Source organism: Streptomyces sp. NPDC057616, from assembly GCF_042800575.1.
GTDB lineage: Bacteria > Actinomycetota > Actinomycetes > Streptomycetales > Streptomycetaceae > Streptomyces.
In genome coordinates this window covers 164505-183524 of sequence record NZ_JBHVGU010000003.1, presented here as the reverse complement: position 1 = coordinate 183524, position 19020 = coordinate 164505, and the positions used below count along the sequence as shown (strand labels likewise).

16 protein-coding genes are annotated in these 19020 nt (G+C 69.8%); 13 read left to right on the top strand and 3 right to left on the bottom strand.

Translation table 11 applies throughout. From position 1 onward, the window contains the following. Positions 1-9 precede the first annotated feature (9 nt). The gene (locus ACFU97_RS04390; RefSeq protein WP_384250670.1) at positions 10-1770 is read right to left on the bottom strand and encodes an ABC transporter substrate-binding protein; all 1761 of its coding nucleotides are present in this window, start codon (positions 1768-1770) and stop codon (positions 10-12) included. 78 nt (positions 1771-1848) lie between these two features. After that, positions 1849-2877: an ABC transporter permease gene (locus tag ACFU97_RS04385; RefSeq protein WP_384250667.1), complete on the bottom strand. Its 1029-nt coding sequence runs from the start codon at positions 2875-2877 to the stop codon at positions 1849-1851. A gap of 472 nt (positions 2878-3349) precedes the next feature. Here ACFU97_RS04385 and ACFU97_RS04380 point away from each other — a divergent pair, with 472 nt between their 5' ends. The 5 genes from ACFU97_RS04380 to ACFU97_RS04360 are packed head-to-tail and all read left to right on the top strand — an operon-like array spanning position 3350 to position 8930. Beyond that, a complete protein-coding gene (locus ACFU97_RS04380; RefSeq protein WP_384250665.1) occupies positions 3350-4987 on the top strand; it encodes an ABC transporter substrate-binding protein in 1638 nt (545 codons plus the stop codon). Between the two features lie 6 nt (positions 4988-4993). Further along, positions 4994-5917 (top strand): ABC transporter permease, encoded by a 924-nt coding sequence (locus ACFU97_RS04375; protein WP_384250663.1) that lies wholly within the window; start codon positions 4994-4996, stop codon positions 5915-5917. After that, positions 5910-6887, top strand: a complete 978-nt coding sequence (locus ACFU97_RS04370) for an ABC transporter permease (protein WP_384250661.1) — start codon at positions 5910-5912, stop codon at positions 6885-6887. The genes ACFU97_RS04375 and ACFU97_RS04370 overlap by 8 nt, the downstream gene beginning before the upstream one ends. Before the next feature lie 5 nt (positions 6888-6892). Continuing rightward, positions 6893-7867 carry an ABC transporter ATP-binding protein gene (locus tag ACFU97_RS04365; protein ID WP_384251126.1) on the top strand — a complete coding sequence of 325 codons (975 nt, stop codon included), beginning with the start codon at positions 6893-6895 and terminating at the stop codon, positions 7865-7867. After that, positions 7860-8930: an ABC transporter ATP-binding protein gene (locus ACFU97_RS04360; protein WP_384250659.1), complete on the top strand. Its 1071-nt coding sequence runs from the start codon at positions 7860-7862 to the stop codon at positions 8928-8930. Before ACFU97_RS04365 ends, ACFU97_RS04360 begins: the two co-directional genes overlap by 8 nt. 121 nt (positions 8931-9051) lie before the next feature. Here ACFU97_RS04360 and ACFU97_RS04355 read toward each other — a convergent pair whose 3' ends face one another. Then, a complete protein-coding gene (locus ACFU97_RS04355) occupies positions 9052-11172 on the bottom strand; it encodes a prolyl oligopeptidase family serine peptidase (protein ID WP_384250656.1) in 2121 nt (706 codons plus the stop codon). 175 nt (positions 11173-11347) lie between these two features. Here ACFU97_RS04355 and ACFU97_RS04350 point away from each other — a divergent pair, with 175 nt between their 5' ends. The 8 genes from ACFU97_RS04350 to ACFU97_RS04315 all read left to right on the top strand — a co-directional run bounded on the left by ACFU97_RS04350 (position 11348) and on the right by ACFU97_RS04315 (position 18831). Then, positions 11348-11542: a hypothetical protein gene (locus tag ACFU97_RS04350; protein ID WP_384250654.1), complete on the top strand. Its 195-nt coding sequence runs from the start codon at positions 11348-11350 to the stop codon at positions 11540-11542. A gap of 64 nt (positions 11543-11606) precedes the next feature. Further along, the gene (mshB, locus tag ACFU97_RS04345; protein ID WP_384250652.1) at positions 11607-12482 is read left to right on the top strand and encodes an N-acetyl-1-D-myo-inositol-2-amino-2-deoxy-alpha-D-glucopyranoside deacetylase; all 876 of its coding nucleotides are present in this window, start codon (positions 11607-11609) and stop codon (positions 12480-12482) included. Then, complete coding sequence (locus ACFU97_RS04340) at positions 12479-12889, top strand: DUF6113 family protein (protein WP_384250650.1); 411 nt, start codon at positions 12479-12481, stop codon at positions 12887-12889. The genes mshB and ACFU97_RS04340 overlap by 4 nt, the downstream gene beginning before the upstream one ends. A 154-nt stretch (positions 12890-13043) precedes the next feature. Further along, positions 13044-15218 (top strand): hypothetical protein, encoded by a 2175-nt coding sequence (locus tag ACFU97_RS04335; RefSeq protein ID WP_384250647.1) that lies wholly within the window; start codon positions 13044-13046, stop codon positions 15216-15218. 151 nt (positions 15219-15369) lie between these two features. Next, positions 15370-16296: an ABC transporter ATP-binding protein gene (locus ACFU97_RS04330; RefSeq protein ID WP_384250644.1), complete on the top strand. Its 927-nt coding sequence runs from the start codon at positions 15370-15372 to the stop codon at positions 16294-16296. Beyond that, a complete protein-coding gene (locus ACFU97_RS04325) occupies positions 16293-17024 on the top strand; it encodes an ABC transporter permease (protein ID WP_384250642.1) in 732 nt (243 codons plus the stop codon). Before ACFU97_RS04330 ends, ACFU97_RS04325 begins: the two co-directional genes overlap by 4 nt. A 5-nt stretch (positions 17025-17029) precedes the next feature. Continuing rightward, on the top strand, positions 17030-18220 hold the full coding sequence (locus ACFU97_RS04320; RefSeq protein WP_384251123.1) for a sensor histidine kinase: 1191 nt from the start codon (positions 17030-17032) through the stop codon (positions 18218-18220). Continuing rightward, on the top strand, positions 18217-18831 hold the full coding sequence (locus ACFU97_RS04315) for a response regulator (RefSeq protein ID WP_384250640.1): 615 nt from the start codon (positions 18217-18219) through the stop codon (positions 18829-18831). The genes ACFU97_RS04320 and ACFU97_RS04315 overlap by 4 nt, the downstream gene beginning before the upstream one ends. The last annotated feature ends 189 nt before the right edge of the window (positions 18832-19020 follow it).

The following is a 19020-nucleotide window of genomic DNA, read 5'->3' as shown; positions in this document are numbered from 1 at the left end:
CCGGCTGGCTTACTTCTTGGCGTAGAGCTTGCAGAGCGCGACGCAGGTGTTGCCGGCGTCGTACACCACGTTGCCGACCTTGGATCCGTACATCCAGTTGCGGATGGAGTGGTAGTCCGGGACGACCGGCGCGAGCTCCATGATCTGCTTGTCGATGGCGCCCCAGGCCTTGTTGGCGGCCTTGGTGTCCGCGATCGTGGAGGCCTGGTCGATGGCCTTGTTCACGGTCGGGTCGTTGAGCTGGGCGTAGTTGCTGCGGCCGTCGCCGATGTTCTTGCCGCTCCAGCAGGGGTAGAACACGGAGTAGCCGTTCGGCCAGTCCGGGCTCCAGCCGGCGGCGAACAGGTCGAAGCCGTTGTCGACCTTGCCGATCTGGGTGTAGAAGGTCGTCTTGTCGACCTGCTTGTTGACGACCTTGAAGCCGGCGGCCTCCAGGGCGTTCTTGATCGCGACGGCCTGCTTCACCGCGTTGTCCGACTGCTGGTAGGCGATGACCAGCTTCTGGCCGAGCTTGCCGGCCTCCTTCAGCAGGGCCTTGGCCTTGGCCGGGTCGCCACCGGGCTTCGACTCGACGCCGTAGAGGTCGAAGTGCTCGTAGCCGGGCGTGACCGGGCTGAGGATGGTGCTGGCCAGCTCGCTGGTGGCCTTGCCGCCACGGATGGTCTGCAGCTGCTGGTGCGGCCAGGCCCAGTTGATGGCCTGACGGACCTTGACGTCCTTGATCCGGGTGGTGTTGATCGGCCAGTAGTAGGTGACCGTGTCGACCTGGGTGAGGACCCGCTTCTTCAGCGCGGCGTTGGTGAGCACCTGCTGGGTGCGCTCCGGAGCGACCTCGTTGAAGATCGACATCGTGTACTGGTCGTTGCCCTTGTCCGCGATGTAGCGGTCGGTGGAGGCGACGAGCTCGAAGCCGAACTGGAAGAGGTACTTGTCCGGGTAGGCGTTGCGGATCGAGTCCGTCTTCGGGTCCCAGTGCTCGTTGCGCACGTAGGTCAGCGACTTGCCGATCTTGCGGTCGCCGATCTTGTACGGACCGAGGGCGTACGGACGCTTGTCGTACTGCTCCTTGGTGTCGTGCTTCTTCGTCACCAGGCTGTAGCCCGGCATGGCGAGCGTGTAGTTGAAGTCGGCGCGGGCCTCGGTGAGGTGGAACGTGATGGTCTTGCCGTCGATCTCGATGGAGTCGAGGCTCTTGCCGCTGTAGGGGCCCTTGTACTTGTCGCCGCCGACCAGCCACTGCTGGACGTAGCGGGGGCCCTCGGTGACGAAGGAGGCGAAGAGGCGCTCGAACGTGTGGCGGACGTCGTCCATGGAGAGGTCGGCGCCGTCCTCCCACTTGATGCCGTCCTTGATGGTGAACGACCAGGTCTTGCCGCCGTCCTTCATGGTGCCGGCGTCGGTGGCGACGTCGCCGACCAGCGTGCAGCCGCCCTTGTCGTCGATCTTGTAGCCGGTGAGGCCGCGCAGGATCGGACGGGTGATGGCGCCCTCGGTCGAGACGTAGATCTGGGCCGGGTCCAGGTGGTCCATGTCGAACTGGTCGAGCGAGTAGATCGTGCCGCCCTTGACCGCACCCGGGACCTCCGGCGCGGGGCCGGTGGAGTCGGCCTTGGTGCCGACCGGGATGTTCATGGTCTTGGCGCCGGAGACCGAGGGGACCTTGTTGTTCGAGGAGCTGCCGCCCCCACTGCCGCCGCAGGCGCTCAGCACGGTGGTGCCGGCCGCGGCCACACCGGTGGCTATCAGGAAGTTTCTGCGGGAAAAGGACATGCTGAGCCTGCCTCTTGTGTGAGTCGTGACGAACGGGACCGGCCGGGCGGCGAACCGGCCGGGACGGGGAGCTTGGGGTTACCGCCTGGACTTCGGGTCGAGCGCGTCGCGCACCGAGTCACCGAGCAGGTTGAAGGCGAGGACGAAGATCACCATCGACAGGCCCGGGAAGAGCATGAAGGTGAAGTCCTCGGTGTAGAACTGGGCGCCGCGAGCGATCATGACGCCCCAGTCCGGGGTCGGGTCGATCATGCCGACGCCGAGGAAGGAGAGACCCGCCTCCGAGGTCACGTAGAGGGGGAGGAGCAGCGTGAACTGGATGATGATCGGCGTCCACAGGTTGGGCAGCAGCTCCTTGAACACGATGCGCATCGGGGACGCGCCCGTGATCTTGGCCGCCTCGATGAACTCCCGTTCACGCAGGCCGAGTACCTGGCCGCGCAGCAGTCGGGCGATGCTCGACCAGCCGAAGAAGGACAGGACGATGATGAGCGCGAAGGCCCGCAAAGAGGTGGGGATGTTGTCGTCCGGGGCGACGAAGAAGCCGAAGACGACGGGCATGAAGGCGATGAAGAACAGCGTCGAGGGGAACGACAGCAGGATGTCGATGATCCGGCCGACGAAGTAGTCGACCTTGCCCCCCAGATAGCCGGCCGTGACGCCGATGAGGACGCCGAGGACCGTGGTGAGCACGGCGGCGGCCGCGGCGATGCCCAGCGAGTTGCGGATCGCGTAGAGCAGGAAGGTGAAGACGTCCCTGCCGAGCTGGGGCTCGATGCCGAACCAGAAGTCCCCGCTCATGCCGCCGTTGGGGCCGGCCGGGTACGAGAACGCGTTCAGCAGGTTCGGGTCCTGGCTGGCGTACGTCGTGTACGGGTCCTTGCCGTACAGCTTGGCGATCAGCGGCGCGGCCACCGAGATCACCACGAAGAAGATCACGATGTAGGCGGATATAACACCCGTCTTGTCGCGCTTGAAGCGAGTCCAGGCCAGACGCCCGGGTGAACGGCTCTCGCTGCCCTTAGGGGTGGAGGGCGAAGGTGACGTCTCGACGCTTGCGTCGGTCACCTCGAGCGGTGCAGCCGCCGATGGAGTTGGGGGGGTCATGGTGCTCCTGGCCCAAAGGAGGTCTGAGTGACTCCGCAGGGCACTCCCCTACGGGCTACGCCGGACTTTTTCAACGCAATTCGTTCAAGGTCAATAAATTCTCACTCGACTTGGGCTTAGCTTTGCTTTCTTTGCCTTGTCTTGACCAATCTGTAGCTACGCGTGTAGCACGCCGTAATCGATCCGTGTCCAGATTCGGGCCAACTGCGCGAAACGGGCAAGGAGTTCGATATGCGGACGCCTCAGTATCGAAATCCGTACATCTCCTCGTAACAATCCAACGTTTCGGCATCGGATGACGAAGATCCATTGCGCTGTCCGGGGAAGATCCATTGCGCGGGCGGAGGTCGTGCGGGCCCATCCGGATGGTATGGGCGGCCGAAGATCCCCCAATGGGCCCGGTGCGTGTGCGGTGCGTTCCTTTTGAGTTGATATTGCCGGTAATGGACCGGCAGTCATGAGGAGGCACACCATGCGTGGAGCCACGCACGCCAAATGGGCCGCAGGCGCCGCGGCGGTCGCACTCGCCGCGACGGCCTGCGGGGGCGGCGGCAGCGACAACGGCGGGGGCAGTGGTGACAGCGGTGCCGTGCTCAGCTCCTCCTGGGGAGACCCGCAGAACCCGCTGGAGCCGGCCAACACCAACGAGGTGCAGGGCGGCAAGGTCCTCGACATGATCTTCCGCGGGCTCAAGCGGTACAACCCGAAGACCGGCGCTGCCGAGGACATGCTCGCCGAGAAGATCGACACCACGGACTCCACGAACTTCACCGTCACCGTCAAGAGCGGCTGGAAGTTCAGCAACGGGGAGCCGGTCACCGCCCAGTCCTTCGTGGACGCCTGGAACTACGGCGCCAGCCTGAAGAACAACCAGAAGAACGCGTACTTCTTCGGCTACATCGAGGGTTACGACAAGGTCCACCCGGACACCGGCAAGCAGACCGCCGACACGCTCTCCGGGCTGAAGGTCACCGGTGGCCAGACCTTCACGATCAAGCTCTCCCAGAAGTTCTCCACCTTCCCGGACACCCTGGGCTACCCGGCGTTCGCGCCGCTGCCCAAGGCCTTCTTCTCGGACCACTCGGCGTGGATCGCGAAGCCGGTCGGCAACGGGCCGTACGAGATCCAGTCGTACACCAAGGGCTCGAAGATGTCCCTGCGGAAGTGGGACGCCTACCCGGGCTCGGACAAGGCGGAGAACGGCGGCGTGGACCTGAAGGTCTACACCGACAACAACACCGCCTACACCGACCTGCTGGCCGGCAACCTCGACCTGGTGGACGACGTCCCGGCCGCCCAGCTCAAGAACGTCAAGAGCGACCTGGGCGACCGCTATCTGAACACCCCCGCCGGCATCATCCAGACGCTCGCCTTCCCCTTCTACGACAAGAACTGGAACACGAGCGGCGCGCTGAAGGTCCGAAAGGGCCTGTCGATGGCGATCAACCGCGAGCAGATCACCAACACCATCTTCCAGAAGACCCGCACCCCGGCCACCGACTGGACCTCGCCGGTCCTCGGCACCAAGGGCGGCTTCCAGGACGGGCTGTGCGGCAGCTCCTGCGAGTACAACCCCTCCGAGGCCAAGAAGCTGGTCCAGGAGGGCGGCGGGCTGCCCGGCGGCCAGGTCAAGATCAGCTACAACGCGGACACCGGCTCGCACAAGGAGTGGGTGGACGCCGTCTGCAACTCCATCAACAACGCGCTCGGCAACGACAAGGCCTGCGTCGGCAACCCGGTCGGCACCTTCGCCGACTTCCGCACCCAGATCACCCAGAAGAAGATGACGGGTCCGTTCCGGGCCGGGTGGCAGATGGACTACCCGCTGATCCAGAACTTCCTGCAGCCGCTCTACTACACCAACGCCTCCTCCAACGACGGCCACTGGTCCAACAAGGACTTCGACAAGCTCGTGAACCAGGCGAACAGCGAGACCGACACCGCCAAGGCGATCTCGATCTTCCAGAGCGCCGAGAAGGTCGTCCGGGACAACATGGCGGCCATCCCGCTCTGGTACCAGAACGGCAGCGCCGGCTGGTCCGACCGGCTCTCCAACGTCGCCCTCAACCCCTTCAGCGTCCCGGTCTACAACGAGATCAAGGTCGGCTGACCCGGCATGGGCAGGTACGTGGTCCGGCGTCTGATCCAGATGATCCCGGTGTTCATCGGGGCCACCCTGCTGATCTTCCTGATGGTCAACGTGATGGGCGACCCCATCGCGGGCCTGTGCGGCGAGCGGCAGTGCGACCCGGCCACGGCCGCCCAGCTGAAGAAGGAGTTCGGCCTCGACAAGCCGGTCTGGCAGCAATACCTGACGTACATGGGGAACGTCTTCACCGGCGACTTCGGCACCGCGTTCAACGGGCAGAAGGTCACCGAGCTGATGGCGACGGCGTTCCCCGTGACCATCCGGCTCACCATCGTCGCGATCCTCTTCGAGATCGTCATCGGGATCACGCTCGGTGTCGTGACGGGGCTCAAGCGCGGGCACCCCGTGGACACCTCGGTGCTGCTGCTGACCCTCGTCGTCATCTCCGTGCCCACCTTCGTCACCGGCCTGCTGCTGCAACTGCTGCTCGGCGTCGAGTGGGGCTGGATCAAACCGTCGGTCTCCACGGACGCGACGTTCGGCGAGCTGATCGTGCCGGGCCTGGTGCTGGCCTCGGTCTCGCTCGCCTACGTGACCCGGCTGACCCGCACCTCCATCGCGGAGAACCGGCGCTCCGACTACGTCCGCACGGCCGTCGCCAAGGGGCTGCCGCGGCAGCGGGTGATCGTCCGGCATCTGCTGCGCAACTCGCTGATCCCCGTGGTCACCTTCATCGGCACGGACATCGGGGCGCTGATGGGCGGCGCGATCGTCACCGAGCGGATCTTCAACATCCACGGCGTCGGCTACCAGCTCTACCAGGGCATCCTGCGGCAGAACACGCAGACCGTCGTCGGCTTCGTGACCGTCCTCGTCCTCGTCTTCCTGGTGGCCAACCTGCTCGTCGACCTCCTGTACGCCGTACTCGACCCGAGGATCCGCTATGCCTGAGCAGTACGAGTCCGAGGGCGTCATCTCCTCCGCGGGCACGGGTGGCGCGATGGACCTCGCGGTGACCGAGGCGGAGACGCTGGAGCGCACGCCCGGGGGACCGGAGGGCACGGGCCCCGCCGGCAAGCCGCGCTCCCTGTGGTCCGACGCCTGGCGGGACCTGCGCCGCAATCCCGTCTTCATCATCTCGGGACTCGTGATCCTCTTCCTGGTCGTCATCTCCATCTGGCCGTCGCTGATCGCCTCCGGCAACCCCCTCAAGTGCGACCTCTCCAAGGCCCAGGAGGGCTCGCAGCCCGGCCACCCCTTCGGCTACGACGGCCAGGGCTGCGACGTCTACACGCGCACGGTCTACGGCACCCGCATCTCCATCAGCGTCGGCGTCCTGTCCACGATCGGTGTCGCGATCCTCGGTTCGGTGCTGGGCGGGCTCGCCGGGTACTACGGCCGGGGCTGGGACTCGCTGATGTCCCGGATCACCGACATCTTCTTCGCGATCCCGGTCGTGCTCGGCGGTCTCGTCCTGCTCTCGGTGGTGACCAGCAACACGATCTGGCCCGTCATCGGGTTCATCGTGCTGCTCGGCTGGACGCAGGTCTACCGCATCGCCCGCGGCTCGGTCATCACCGCCAAGCAGAACGACTACGTCCAGGCCGCCCGGGCCCTCGGCGCCTCCAACTCCCGCATCCTGCTGCGGCACATCGCGCCCAACGCGGTCGCCCCGGTGATCGTGGTGGCGACCATCGCGCTCGGCACGTACATCGCGCTGGAGGCGACCCTGTCCTACCTCGGCGTCGGCCTCAAACCCCCCACCGTCAGCTGGGGCATCGACATCTCCGCCGCCTCCCCCTACATCCGCAACGCCCCCCACATGCTGCTGTGGCCGGCCGGCGCCCTCGCCATCACGGTCCTCGCCTTCATCATGCTGGGCGACGCGGTGCGGGACGCCCTCGACCCGAAGCTGAGGTGATGGCCTTGCTGCTCGAAGTGCGGGACCTGCACGTGGAGTTCCGGACCCGGGACGGGGTGGCCAAGGCCGTCAACGGAGTGGACTACAGCGTGGACGCGGGGGAGACCCTCGCGGTGCTCGGCGAGTCCGGGTCGGGGAAGTCGGTCACCGCGCAGGCGGTCATGGGCATCCTCGACATCCCGCCCGGGAGGATCACCGGGGGCGAGATCCTCTTCCAGGGCCGGGACCTGCTGAAGCTGAAGGAGGACGAGCGGCGCAAGGTGCGCGGGGCCGAGATGGCCATGATCTTCCAGGACGCGCTCTCCTCCCTCAACCCCGTGCTCCCCGTGGGCGACCAGCTCGGCGAGATGTTCGTCGTGCACCGGGGGGCGTCGAAGAAGGACGCGCGGGCCAAGGCCGTGGAGCTGATGGAGCGGGTGCGCATCCCGGCGGCCAAGGAGCGCGTCAAGGACTACCCGCACCAGTTCAGCGGCGGCATGCGCCAGCGCATCATGATCGCGATGGCCCTCGCCCTGGAACCCGCCCTCATCATCGCCGACGAGCCCACCACCGCCCTGGACGTCACCGTCCAGGCCCAGGTCATGGACCTGCTCGCCGAGTTGCAGCGCGAGTACAACATGGGGCTCATCCTCATCACGCACGACCTGGGCGTGGTCGCCGACGTCGCCGACAAGATCGCCGTGATGTATGCCGGGCGGATCGTGGAGTCGGCGCCCGTGCACGACATCTACAAGGCCCCCGCGCACCCGTACACCAAGGGCCTGCTGGAGTCGATCCCGCGCCTGGACCAGAAGGGCGAGGAGCTCTACGCCATCAAGGGCCTGCCGCCCAACCTCATGAACATCCCGCCCGGCTGCGCCTTCAACCCCCGCTGCCCGATGGCCCAGGACGTGTGCCGCACCGACGAACCGCCTCTCGCCGAGGTGGACGAGGACCGGCGCAGCGCCTGCCACTTCTGGAGGGAGTGCCTGCATGGCTGAGGCGATTCTGGAGGTCAGCGGGCTGGTCAAGCACTATCCGCTCACCCAGGGCATCCTCTTCAAGAAGCAGGTCGGCGCCGTGAAGGCCGTCGACGGCGTGGACTTCGAACTCGGCCGGGGCGAAACCCTCGGCATCGTCGGCGAGTCCGGCTGCGGCAAGTCGACGGTCGCCAAGATGCTGGTCAACCTGGAGAAGCCGACGGCCGGCCGGATCCGGTACAAGGGCGAGGACATCGCCAAGCTCTCCGGCAAGGCCCTGCGCTCGGTCCGCCGCAACATCCAGATGGTCTTCCAGGACCCGTACACCTCGCTCAACCCCCGTATGACGGTGGGCGACATCATCGGGGAGCCGTACGAGATCCATCCCGAGGTGGCCCCGAAGGGCGACCGGCGTGCGAGGGTCCAGGAGCTGCTGGACGTCGTGGGGCTCAACCCCGAGTACATCAACCGCTATCCGCACCAGTTCTCCGGCGGCCAGCGCCAGCGCATCGGCATCGCGCGCGGGCTGGCCCTGCGCCCGGAGATCATCGTCGCCGACGAGCCGGTCTCCGCGCTCGACGTCTCCGTCCAGGCCCAGGTGATCAACCTCCTGGACCGGCTGCAGAGCGAGTTCGAGCTGAGCTACGTCTTCATCGCGCACGACCTGTCGATCGTCCGGCACATCTCGGACCGGGTCGGGGTGATGTACCTCGGCCGGATCGTGGAGACCGGCCGCGACAGCGAGATCTACGACCACCCGACACACCCGTACACCCAGGCGCTGCTGTCCGCCGTGCCGGTGCCCGACCCGGAGGCGCGCGAGCACCGGGAGCGGATCATCCTGGCGGGCGACGTGCCCTCCCCGACGAACGTCCCCTCCGGCTGCCGCTTCCGCACCCGCTGCTGGAAGGCGCAGGAGCGCTGCGAGATGGAGGTGCCGGAGCTCGCGGTGCCCGCCGTGTTCCGGTACGAGACCGGCCCCACCGCCCACGACTCGGCCTGCCACTTCGCGGAGGAGAAGCAGGTCGTACCGCCGGAGGAGCAGGGGGAGCAACTGGAGGAACAGGAGCCGCAGGAGGAGTAACACGCAGGCAACTTCGCCGACCCGCCTCCGATATACGGACGCGCCAGTCTTTGGAGCGTACGGCCGTGCGGGTGCCGTAAGCGGGCCGGGGCGCGCCATGTCGCCCCGGCCCGCTGCCGTGCTACGCCAGGCCCAACGACCGCCGCAGGAAGTCCAGTTGCAGCAGCAGCAGGTTCTCGGCGACCGACTCCTGCGGGGTCATGTGCGTGACGCCGGACAGCGGCAGCACCTCGTGCGGCCGGCCGGCCGCGAGCAGGGCCGAGGACAGCCGCAGGGAGTGGGCGACCACCACGTTGTCGTCGGCGAAGCCGTGGATGACCATCATCGGTCGGTGCGGCTCGGCGGCGTCCACCAGACCGGCGTCGTCGATCAGCGAGTTGCGCCGGTAGACCTCCGGCTGCTCGCCCGGGTGGCCGAGGTAGCGCTCCTGGTAGTGGGTGTCGTACAGGCGCAGGTCGGTGACCGGGGCGCCCACCACCGCCGCGTGGAAGACGTCCGGGCGGCGCAGCGCCCCGAGCGCCGCCAGATAGCCGCCGAAGGACCAGCCGCGGATGGCGACCCGGTCCAGGTCCAGGGGGAAGTCGCCGGCGAGCGCCCGCAGCGCGTCCACCTGGTCCTCCAGGACGACCGCCGCGAGGTCGTCGCGGACCGCCTTCTCCCAGGCCGGGGAGCGGCCCGGGGTGCCGCGGCCGTCGGCGACGACGACCGCGAAGCCCTGGTCGGCGAACCACTGCGAGGTCAGGTGCGGATTGTGCGCGGCGACCACCCGCTGTCCGTGCGGGCCGCCGTAGGGATCCATGAGGACGGGCAGCGGGGTCCGGCCGTCGTGGTCACGGGGGAGCAACACGGCGCACGGGATGCGCCGTGCGCCCCCCTCGGTGAGGGTCACGCGCGGGGACATACCGGGATCTTCGGCGTACGAGGTGATGGTCGCCGTCTGGTTGCCGTCGCACAGCACCCGGACCCGGCTGCCCGGCCGGTCGACCGAGGCGGACACCAGCACGGTCACGCCCCCGGCGCGCACGGCCGCGTGCACACCGGGCTCCTGCGAGACGCGCTCCAGCCCGAGCTCGTTGACCCGATACACGTGCACCTCGCCGATCTCCGGGGCGTCGGCCTCGGCGCCCGCCGACGCCGAGACCAGCACGTCGTGCGGCCCCACGTCCAGCACCGCACGGACGTGCAACTGCGGTCCGGTCAGCGGGCGTTCACCCACCGCGAGGACGCGTGCGCCGCCCTCGTCGGCGATCCGCACGAGGTTCCCCGACGGGCTCCAGCAGGGCACCCCGGGGAAAAGATCAAGCCAAACTCGATCTTCGTCCGCGTGCACCAGCCGGGTCTCGCCCGTCTCCGGCGACACGGCCAGGAAGAGCTGGCTGCGCTGGTCGCGCGCCTGGACGAGCAGCAGCGGCGCACCCGCGTCCGACCAGTGCACATGGGCCAGATACGGATAACGCGCCCGGTCCCAGACGACCTCGGTGCGCTCCCCGTCCAGGCCGATCACGAACAGCCGTACGTCCGCGTTGTCGGTGCCCGCCGCCGGGTAGGGCACGTGCTGTGGATCACGTTCGGGCCGCGCCGGGTCGGAGATCCACCAGCGCTGAACCGGCGCCTCGTCCACCCGCGCGACCAGCAGCCGCTCCGAGTCGGGCGACCACCAAAAACCTCGTGAGCGGCCCATCTCCTCGGCCGCGATGAACTCGGCCAGCCCGTAGGTGACCTCCGCCGACTCCGGCTCCGCGAGCGCCCGCTCGTCCTTGCCCTCGGCGCTGACCACCCGCAGCGCCCGGTGCGCCACGTACGCCACGTGCCGGCCGTCGGGCGAGGGGCGCGGGTCGATCACCGGCCCGGCGGCAGGGAGTTCGCGTGCCGTGCCGGCCCGCAGCTCGGCCGCGAAAAGCCGCCCTGACAAGGCGAAAGACGCCAACTCGACGGTCGCGTCGGTGGCGTAGCCGACGATCCCGGCGCCGCCCTCGCGGCTGCGCTCGCGGCGCGCCCGCTCCTCGGGCGGCAGGTCCTCGTCGGCGCCGCCCAGCAGGGCGCGCGGGTCGGCCGCCACGCGCTCCTGACCCTGCGCCGGGTCGAGCACCCACAGGGAACTCGCCCTGTCCGTACCGGAGGTGGAGCGCAGGAACACGACACGCGCGCCGTCGGGCGCCACGGTGAAAGCACGCGGCGCACCGAGCGTGAACCGCTGGGTGCGTGCGTGCCTGCGGGGGAAGGAGTCGGACCTCGTCGTCATGCTCCGACCATATTGGCCATGCGCCCCCTTGTGCGGCCGTGCGCCGATCGATGCGCGCGTCCGGATAGTTATGATCACTGGCGCATGGTGGGTATGAACCTGCTGGTTGTTGCGTGGATTTATCTGCCCCCACAGTCCGATCCCCCACTGCTGGGACCTTTGGAGGTGAACCGCCGTGGCACTCTCGATTTCGGCGGTGGTGCTGCTGGCGATCGTCGTCTTCCTGCTCATCAAGAAGTCAGGACTGAAGGCGGGGCATGCCATCGTCTGCATGCTGCTCGGGTTCTATCTCGCGTCCTCGACCATCGCGCCCACCATCAACGAGCTGACGACGAACATCGCCGGAATGATCGGCAGCATCAAGTTCTGACGGACGTCCCGCGACAGGGCGGGTGAGCGGGGGCGCTGGCCCCCGGCCTCGTAGGGTGGGCTCCATGACGGAACAGCCCACCCGGCGTCTGCTTCTGGTGCACGCGCACCCGGACGACGAGTCGATCAACAACGGCGCGACCATGGCCGCCTACGCGGCCGCGGGCGCCCGCGTCACCCTGGTCACCTGCACCCTCGGCGAGCGCGGCGAGGTCATCCCGCCCGAGCTGCGGCACCTCACCGGCGCGGCACTGGGCGAGCACCGGCTGCGCGAGCTCACCGAGGCCATGGCGGCGCTCGGCGTCGAGGACTTCCGTCAGCTCGGCGGCCCGGGCCGCTACGGCGACTCCGGGATGATGGGCCTGGCCGACAACGACGACCCGGACTGCTTCTGGCAGGCGGACCTCGACGAGGCGGCCGGACACCTCGTCGAGGTGATCCTGGAGGTGCGCCCCCAGGTCCTCGTCACCTACGACGACAACGGCGGCTACGGCCACCCCGACCACATCCAGGCCCACCGCGTCGCCATGCGCGCCGCCGAACTGGCCGCCGCGGCGGGCTGGGACATCCCCAAGGTGTACTGGAACCGGGTGCCCGAGTCCGTGGCGAAGGAGGCCTTCGCCCGGCTTGCGGAGGAACTGCCCGCTCTGCCCTTCTCCGCGGCCGCCGTCGTCGGCGACGTGCCGGGCGTCGTGCCCGACGGCCGCGTCACCGCCGAGATCGCCGGCGGTGCGCACGCCGCCGCCAAGGCCGCCGCGATGCGCGCGCACGCCACCCAGATCGAGGTCGCGGGCGACTGGTTCGCGCTCTCCAACGAGCTGGCCCAGCCCCTGTTCACCACCGAGTACTACGAGTTGGTGCGCGGCGAGGCCGGCGCGGCGCGGGAGAGCGACCTCTTCGCCGGGCTCGAGGCCGGCGCCGGCGCGCGGGAGGCGTCATGAACCAGCGAGGCTCACTGCTCACCCAGCCACTGCAGCCGCCGTCCGCCGGGCGGGTCCTGCTGTACCTGGGCCTCTTCGTGCTCGGCCTCGCCGTCGGCGTGGCCGGATCGCTGCTGCAGGGCGCCTGGTTCCCGGGCGGGCTGCTGCTCGCGCTCGCGGGCGAGGCGGGCCTGTGCCTCGGCGGCGGGCTGGCCACGCGGGGCCGGGGCGGCTCGATCGCGCCCGCCGCCGGCTGGCTGATCGCCGTCATCCTGCTCACCGCCAGCCGGCCCGAGGGTGACTTCCTGTTCGGCGCGGGAGGCGGCTCGTACCTCTTCCTGCTCGGCGGTATGGCTGTGGCTGTGATCTGCGCCACCCTTGGTCAGGGGTGGCAACCAGGGGGCCGTGACGTCCGACTTGGCAAGTGACGTACCACTTCGCCATTAACCGAGCGTGCGAGTCCCGTGTGGGTTTCCCCGGCGGTCATGGGATACGCGTCAGAAGTGGCCAGTATGGTGGTGCGCGCCGCCGAGCCGCCCGTGAGGTTGTGTCGGGCGGCGGAGCCAACCGGGAGAACCTGCCTTGAGTCGTGAAACTGACACTCCGTCCTCCGGGCCCAACGGGCGCGGCGGAGCCGCATACCCGTCGGGCACGCCGCCGTACGGGACGCCCACGGCTTCCGACGCCGGTGCGGACGCGGGCCGACCGGCCGCGCAGCCGGAGGAGCGCAAGACCGAGACCACGCTGACGACCCGGATCCGGATCAACATCCCCGGATCGCGGCCCATTCCGCCGGTCGTCGTGCGTACCCCTGTCACGGACACCGCCTCCCCGGAGGAGACCGGGGAGACCGAGCTTCCGCCGCCGCCGCAGGCGACCCGGCCCATGGGCGCCGTCGAGCCTCCGGCCGAGCCCGCACCGCCCGCCGAGGAGAAGACCAGCGACTGGTTCGCCCCCCGCAAGTCCGGGGCCCCCAAGGGCGGTCAGGGCGGCGGCGGGACCAACGGGGCCGGTCTTCCGGGCGGTTCGGGCGCACCGGCCGCACCCACCGCACCGGGCACACCGGCCGCGGGTGCCGGGGCTCCCGGCGCCGGTGCCGTTCCCGGCGCCCCGCGTCCGGGCACCGGCCGTCCCGGCGGCGTGGTCGGCTCCATGAGCGTGCCGGGTGCCTCGCGCCCCGGCGGCACGAACGGCGCGGGCCTGCCCGGAGCGACCGGCGGGCCGGTGGCCCCCGGCCACGGCGGCGGCACCGGTTCCTTCGACGTCACCGAGGCGCTGGCCGCGGGACCGCTCGGCGCGCGTCCCGGCGGCGAGCCGCGCCGGGACGACCTGCCGTACTTCGCGGACGGCGAGCGCGGCGCCCAGGGCGGGCCGAACGGCCAGGACCCCTACGGCGCGGCCGGCGGCGCGAGCGGCTTCAACGGCCCGAACGGCCCCGGCGGCCCGGACGGCGGACAGGGCCCCGCGGGCCCGACCGGCGGACCGGTCACCGGCGACGGCCACCTGGCCCCGCCCCCCGGCGGCATGGGCGCCCCGCACGGCGCCGGCCTCGGCCCCGGCGGCGGCCTGAGCGACGACACCGCGATCCTCACCCCGCAGAAGCCGGCCCCCGAACCGGGTGCGCAGGGCTACCCGGCGCCCGACAACGTCTCCGGACAGACCGTCACCAGCGGCATCCCGGTCGTGCCGCCGGGCTCGAACTCGCCGTTCGGACCCGGCGCCCCGAGCGAGGGCCCGCTGCCGCACACGCCCCCCAAGCTCCCCGAGCCGGTGGCCCAGAACGTGCCGTCCGCCTCCGCCCCCAAGAAGCAGAAGAAGGGGCGCAGCAAGCTGGTGCTGGTCGGCACCGGTGTGGTCGTCGTCGCCGGTCTCGCCTACGGCGCCGGGCTGCTGATGAACCACTCCGACGTGCCGAAGGGCACCACCGTGCTCGGCGTGGACATCGGCGGCGGCACCCGGGACGACGCCGTCAAGAAGCTCGACGAGGCCTTCGGCGGCAACGTGAACAAGCCGCTGAAGCTGTCGGTCGGCGGCAAGACGGTCGCGCTCAAGCCCGACCAGGCCGGGCTCCAGCTGGACGAGCAGGCCACGGTCGCCGCGGCCGCGGAGAGCGACTACAACCCGGTCTCCGTCATCGGCTCCCTGTTCGGCAACCACCGCGTCGTCGACCCGGTCATGCCCGTCGACGAGGAGAAGCTGGCCGCCGCCCTGACGGCCACCTCGGGCGGCTCCGGCTCGATGGTCGAGGGCTCGATCCAGTTCAAGTCCGGCAAGGCCGTGCCGATATACGGCAAGGCGGGCAAGGGCATCGACGTCACCCGGTCCACGGACGCCGTGACGGCGGCCTACCGCACCCAGGTGGAGACCGGCTCCGCCCCCGCGGTCCAGGTCGCGACGACGACCCAGCAGCCGACGGTCTCCAACGCCGAGGTCGACCGGGAGATGAAGGCCTTCGCCGAGCCCGCGATGTCGGGGCTCGTCACGGTCAAGACGGACACGGGCATCTCGCTGCCGATGAGCCCGCAGAAGTCCCTGTGGAAGTTCCTCCGGGTCCAGGCCGTCAACGGCAAGCTCGTCGACAAGCCGGACCTCGCCGCGCTCAAGGAGCTCTACGGCGGCCAGTTCGACGGCGTCCTGATCACCCGGGGCACCGGCAAGAAGACGGCCGTCACGCCCCAGGACGTCTACGGCGCCCTGCGCCAGGCCCTGCTGAGCACGTCGAACCGGGTCGGGATCATCAAGACCAACCCCAGCTGACGCACGGCACACCACGGCACGACGAGAGGGCACCCGGCACACGCCGGGTGCCCTCTCGCCGTCGGTCATGCCCGGCGCATGACATCTGTCATCCGGCACTGCGGACGGCCGACACTGCCGCGCTCCGTCGCCCGCGGACACCATGGATCACATGACGACGACAGTGACAGCGACCACCGCGCCCGTGGTCGGGTTCGAGCAGGTGAGCAAGGTGTACGGGAGCGTCCGCGCCGTGGACGGGCTGACGCTCACGCTGCACCCGGGGGAGACCGTGGCGCTGCTCGGGCCCAACGGGGCCGGCAAGTCGACCACGCTCGATCTGCTGCTCGGGCTGAAGCACGCCGACAGCGGCACGGTCAGCGTCTTCGGCACCAGCCCCCGCGAGGCCATCGTGGCCGGGCGCGTGGGCGCCATGCTGCAGAGCGGCGGGCTGATGGACGAGGTCACCGTCGCCGAGCTGGTCAAGCTCGCCTGCGACCTGCACCCGAAGCCCTACAAGGCCGCCGACGTCCTCGCCCGCGCCGGTATCACCCAGATCGCCGACCGCAAGGTCAACAAGCTCTCCGGCGGCCAGGCCCAGCGCGTCCGCTTCGCCCTCGCCACCGCCGGCGACAGCGACCTGATCGTCCTGGACGAGCCCACCACCGGCATGGACGTCTCCGCCCGCCAGGCGTTCTGGGCCACCATGCGCGAGCAGGCCGACCAGGGCCGCACCGTGCTGTTCGCGACCCACTACCTCGAAGAGGCCGACGCCATCGCCGACCGGGTGCTCGTCCTGCACCGGGGACGGCTGCTCGCCGACGGCACCGCCGCCGAGATCAAGGCGAAGGCCGGCGCCCGCAGGGTGGCCTTCGACCTGGAGGGGCCGATCGACGAGGCGCCGCTGCGCGGCCTCCCGTTCCTGACCTCGGTCGACATCTCCGGGCAGACCGTCCGGATGCAGTCCACCGACGCCGACGCGACCGTGCACGCGCTCTACGGACTCGGCGTCTACCCCCGCAACCTCGAAGTCGCCGGCCTCGGTCTGGAGCAGGCCTTCGTCGCCATCACCACCGCCGAGGAGTCCAAGACGTCATGAACAGCCTGATCAAGCTGGAGCTCACCCGGGCCCTGCGCAACCGCAAGTTCCTGTTCTTCTCGGTCATCTACCCGTCGGTGATCTTCCTGCTCGTCGCCAACCAGTCGGGCAACGTCCAGGGCACCGGCCTGAGCGTCGCCAAGTACGTCATGGTCTCCATGGCCTCCTTCGGCGCCCTGACCGCGGTCCTCATGGGCAACAGCGAGCGCATCGCCAAGGAGCGCGAGAGCGGCTGGGTACGGCAGCTGCGGCTGACCACGCTGCCCGGACGCGGCTACGTCCTCGCCAAGACCGCCAGCGCCGCCGTGGTCAGCCTGCCCTCCATCGTGGTCGTCTTCCTGGTCGCCGCCGCCGTCAAGGACGTACGCCTGGACGCCTGGCAGTGGCTCGCCCTCACCGGCGCGATCTGGGCCGGCAGCCTGGTCTTCGCCGCCCTCGGTGTCGCCATCGGCTACATCGCCTCCGGCGACGCGGTCCGCCCGATCACGATGATCACCTACTTCGGCCTGTCGATCCTCGGCGGCCTGTGGTTCCCCTCCACCTCGTTCCCCCAGTGGCTCCAGGACATCGCGAAGTGGCTGCCCACGCACGCGTACGCTGCCCTCGGGCAGGCCATCGAGCAGAGCCAGGCCCCGCACACCAAGGACGTCGCCATCCTCGTCGTCTTCTTCCTGCTCTTCGCGGGCGGCGCGGCCTGGCTGTACCGGAAGGACACGCTGAAGGCGTGAGCACGATGACGGATGACGAGCTGCCCGAGGAATGCCGGGCCGAGAATTCGATCAGGGTGGGCCAGCCGCCCCGCGACCGGGGCGAGGCCCTGCGCAAACTGGTCTGGATCCTGCCCTGGCTGATCTTCCTCGGGGCGCCCGTGCAGGACCTGACCTCGGGCGAGCACTCGGCCGCGGTGACGTCGGCCGGCTGGCTGGCCCTGGTGTCCTTCACCGGCGTCTACCTGACGCTGGTCTTCCGGAACATGGGCCGGCCGTTCTCCGGCCGGAGCGTCGCCGTCCTGGTGGTGTTCCTCGGCACGCTCGCCGTCGTCCTGGGCCTCACCCTCGGCTACGCCTGGATCGGCCTGTTCGTCTACGTCTCCGTCGCCTGCGGCGCCACCCTCCCGATCCGGGCGGCGTACTGGGCGATCGGGCTGAACTCGCTCGCGATGGTCCTGGTGGGCCTGACCGAGTCCAAGTTCGACTGGAGCCTGGTCCTGGTGGTCGTCCTCCTGGGCTTCGCCATGACCGGCGTCAAGCAACTGGTGCGTACGACCGTCGAGTTGCGCAAGGCGCGTGCCACCGTCGCCCAACTGGCCGCCAACGAGGAGCGGTTGCGCCTCGCCCGGGACCTGCACGACCTGCTCGGCCACTCGCTGTCGCTGATCACGCTGAAGAGCGAGCTCGCGGGCCGGATGCTCCCCGACCATCCGGACAAGGCGGCCCAGCAGGTCGCCGACATCGAACAGGTCAGCCGCCAGGCCCTGGTGGACGTCCGCGAGGCCGTCACCGGCTACCGCCGCCCGCGGCTGGCCGCGGAGATCGCCGGCACCCAGGTCGCTCTCACGGCGGCCGGCATCGTCGCCGAGGTGCCCGACGAACCGGACCTCGCCGGCGTCCCCGAGGAGAGCGAGGCGGCACTGGCCTGGGCGCTGCGCGAGGCGGTCACCAATGTCGTACGGCACAGCGGTGCCGGGCGCTGCGCCGTGGAGGTGCTCAGGCGGCAGACGCTGGACGGGTACATGCTCGAACTCTCCGTCGAGGACAACGGATCCGGCGGTTCGGGCAAGGGCCCCGGAAACGGCCTGACGGGTCTGACCGAGCGCCTGGAGAAGGCGGGCGGCACGCTGGAGGCGGGCCGGACCAGAAGCGGGTTCCGGCTGGTCGCCCGCGTGCCCGCGGGCGACCCGCCGGCCGTAGGATCCGGTGCATGAGTCCTACGATCAAGGTTCTGCTCGCCGAGGACCAGTCGATGGTCCGCGAGGCCCTGGCAGCCCTCCTCGGACTCGAGGACGACATCGAGGTCGTGGCCCAAGTGGCGCGCGGCGACGCGGTACTGGCGGCCGTGCGCGAGCACGGCGTGGACGTGGCCCTGCTGGACATCGAGATGCCGGGCTGCACCGGCATCGAGGCGGCGGCCCAGGTCCGCCGGGCGCTGCCCGCGGTGAAGCTGGTCGTGCTCACCACCTTCGGGCGGCCCGGCTACCTCCGCAGTGCCATGGAGGCGGGCGCCGACGCGTTCCTGGTCAAGGACGCCCCGGCCGCCCAACTCGCCGAAGCGGTACGCAAGGTGCTGGCGGGGGAGCGGGTCATCGACCCCACGCTGGCGGCGGCGGCCCTCGCGGAGGGCGCCAACCCCCTCACCGACCGCGAACGCGAGATCCTCCGCGCGGCGGCCGACGGCTCCACCAACGCCGAACTCGCCGCGACCCTGCACCTCTCCCAGGGCACGGTCCGCAACTACCTCTCCACGGCGATCCAGAAACTGGCAGTCAGAAACCGAGCAGAAGCAGTCCGCACAGCCCGCGAAAAGGGCTGGCTGTAGCCCCCTCAGCGGCGCGGCGAACTGCGCGACCGGCCACAACACACCCGCACCGACCCCACCACGCGAACCCCCATGGCGAAGCGGACTCGGGCCGACTGCAACTCCCTCAGGGGCGCGGGGAACTGCGCGACCGGCCACAACACACCCGCACCGGCCGCACCACGCGAACCCCCATGGCGAGCGCGTGCA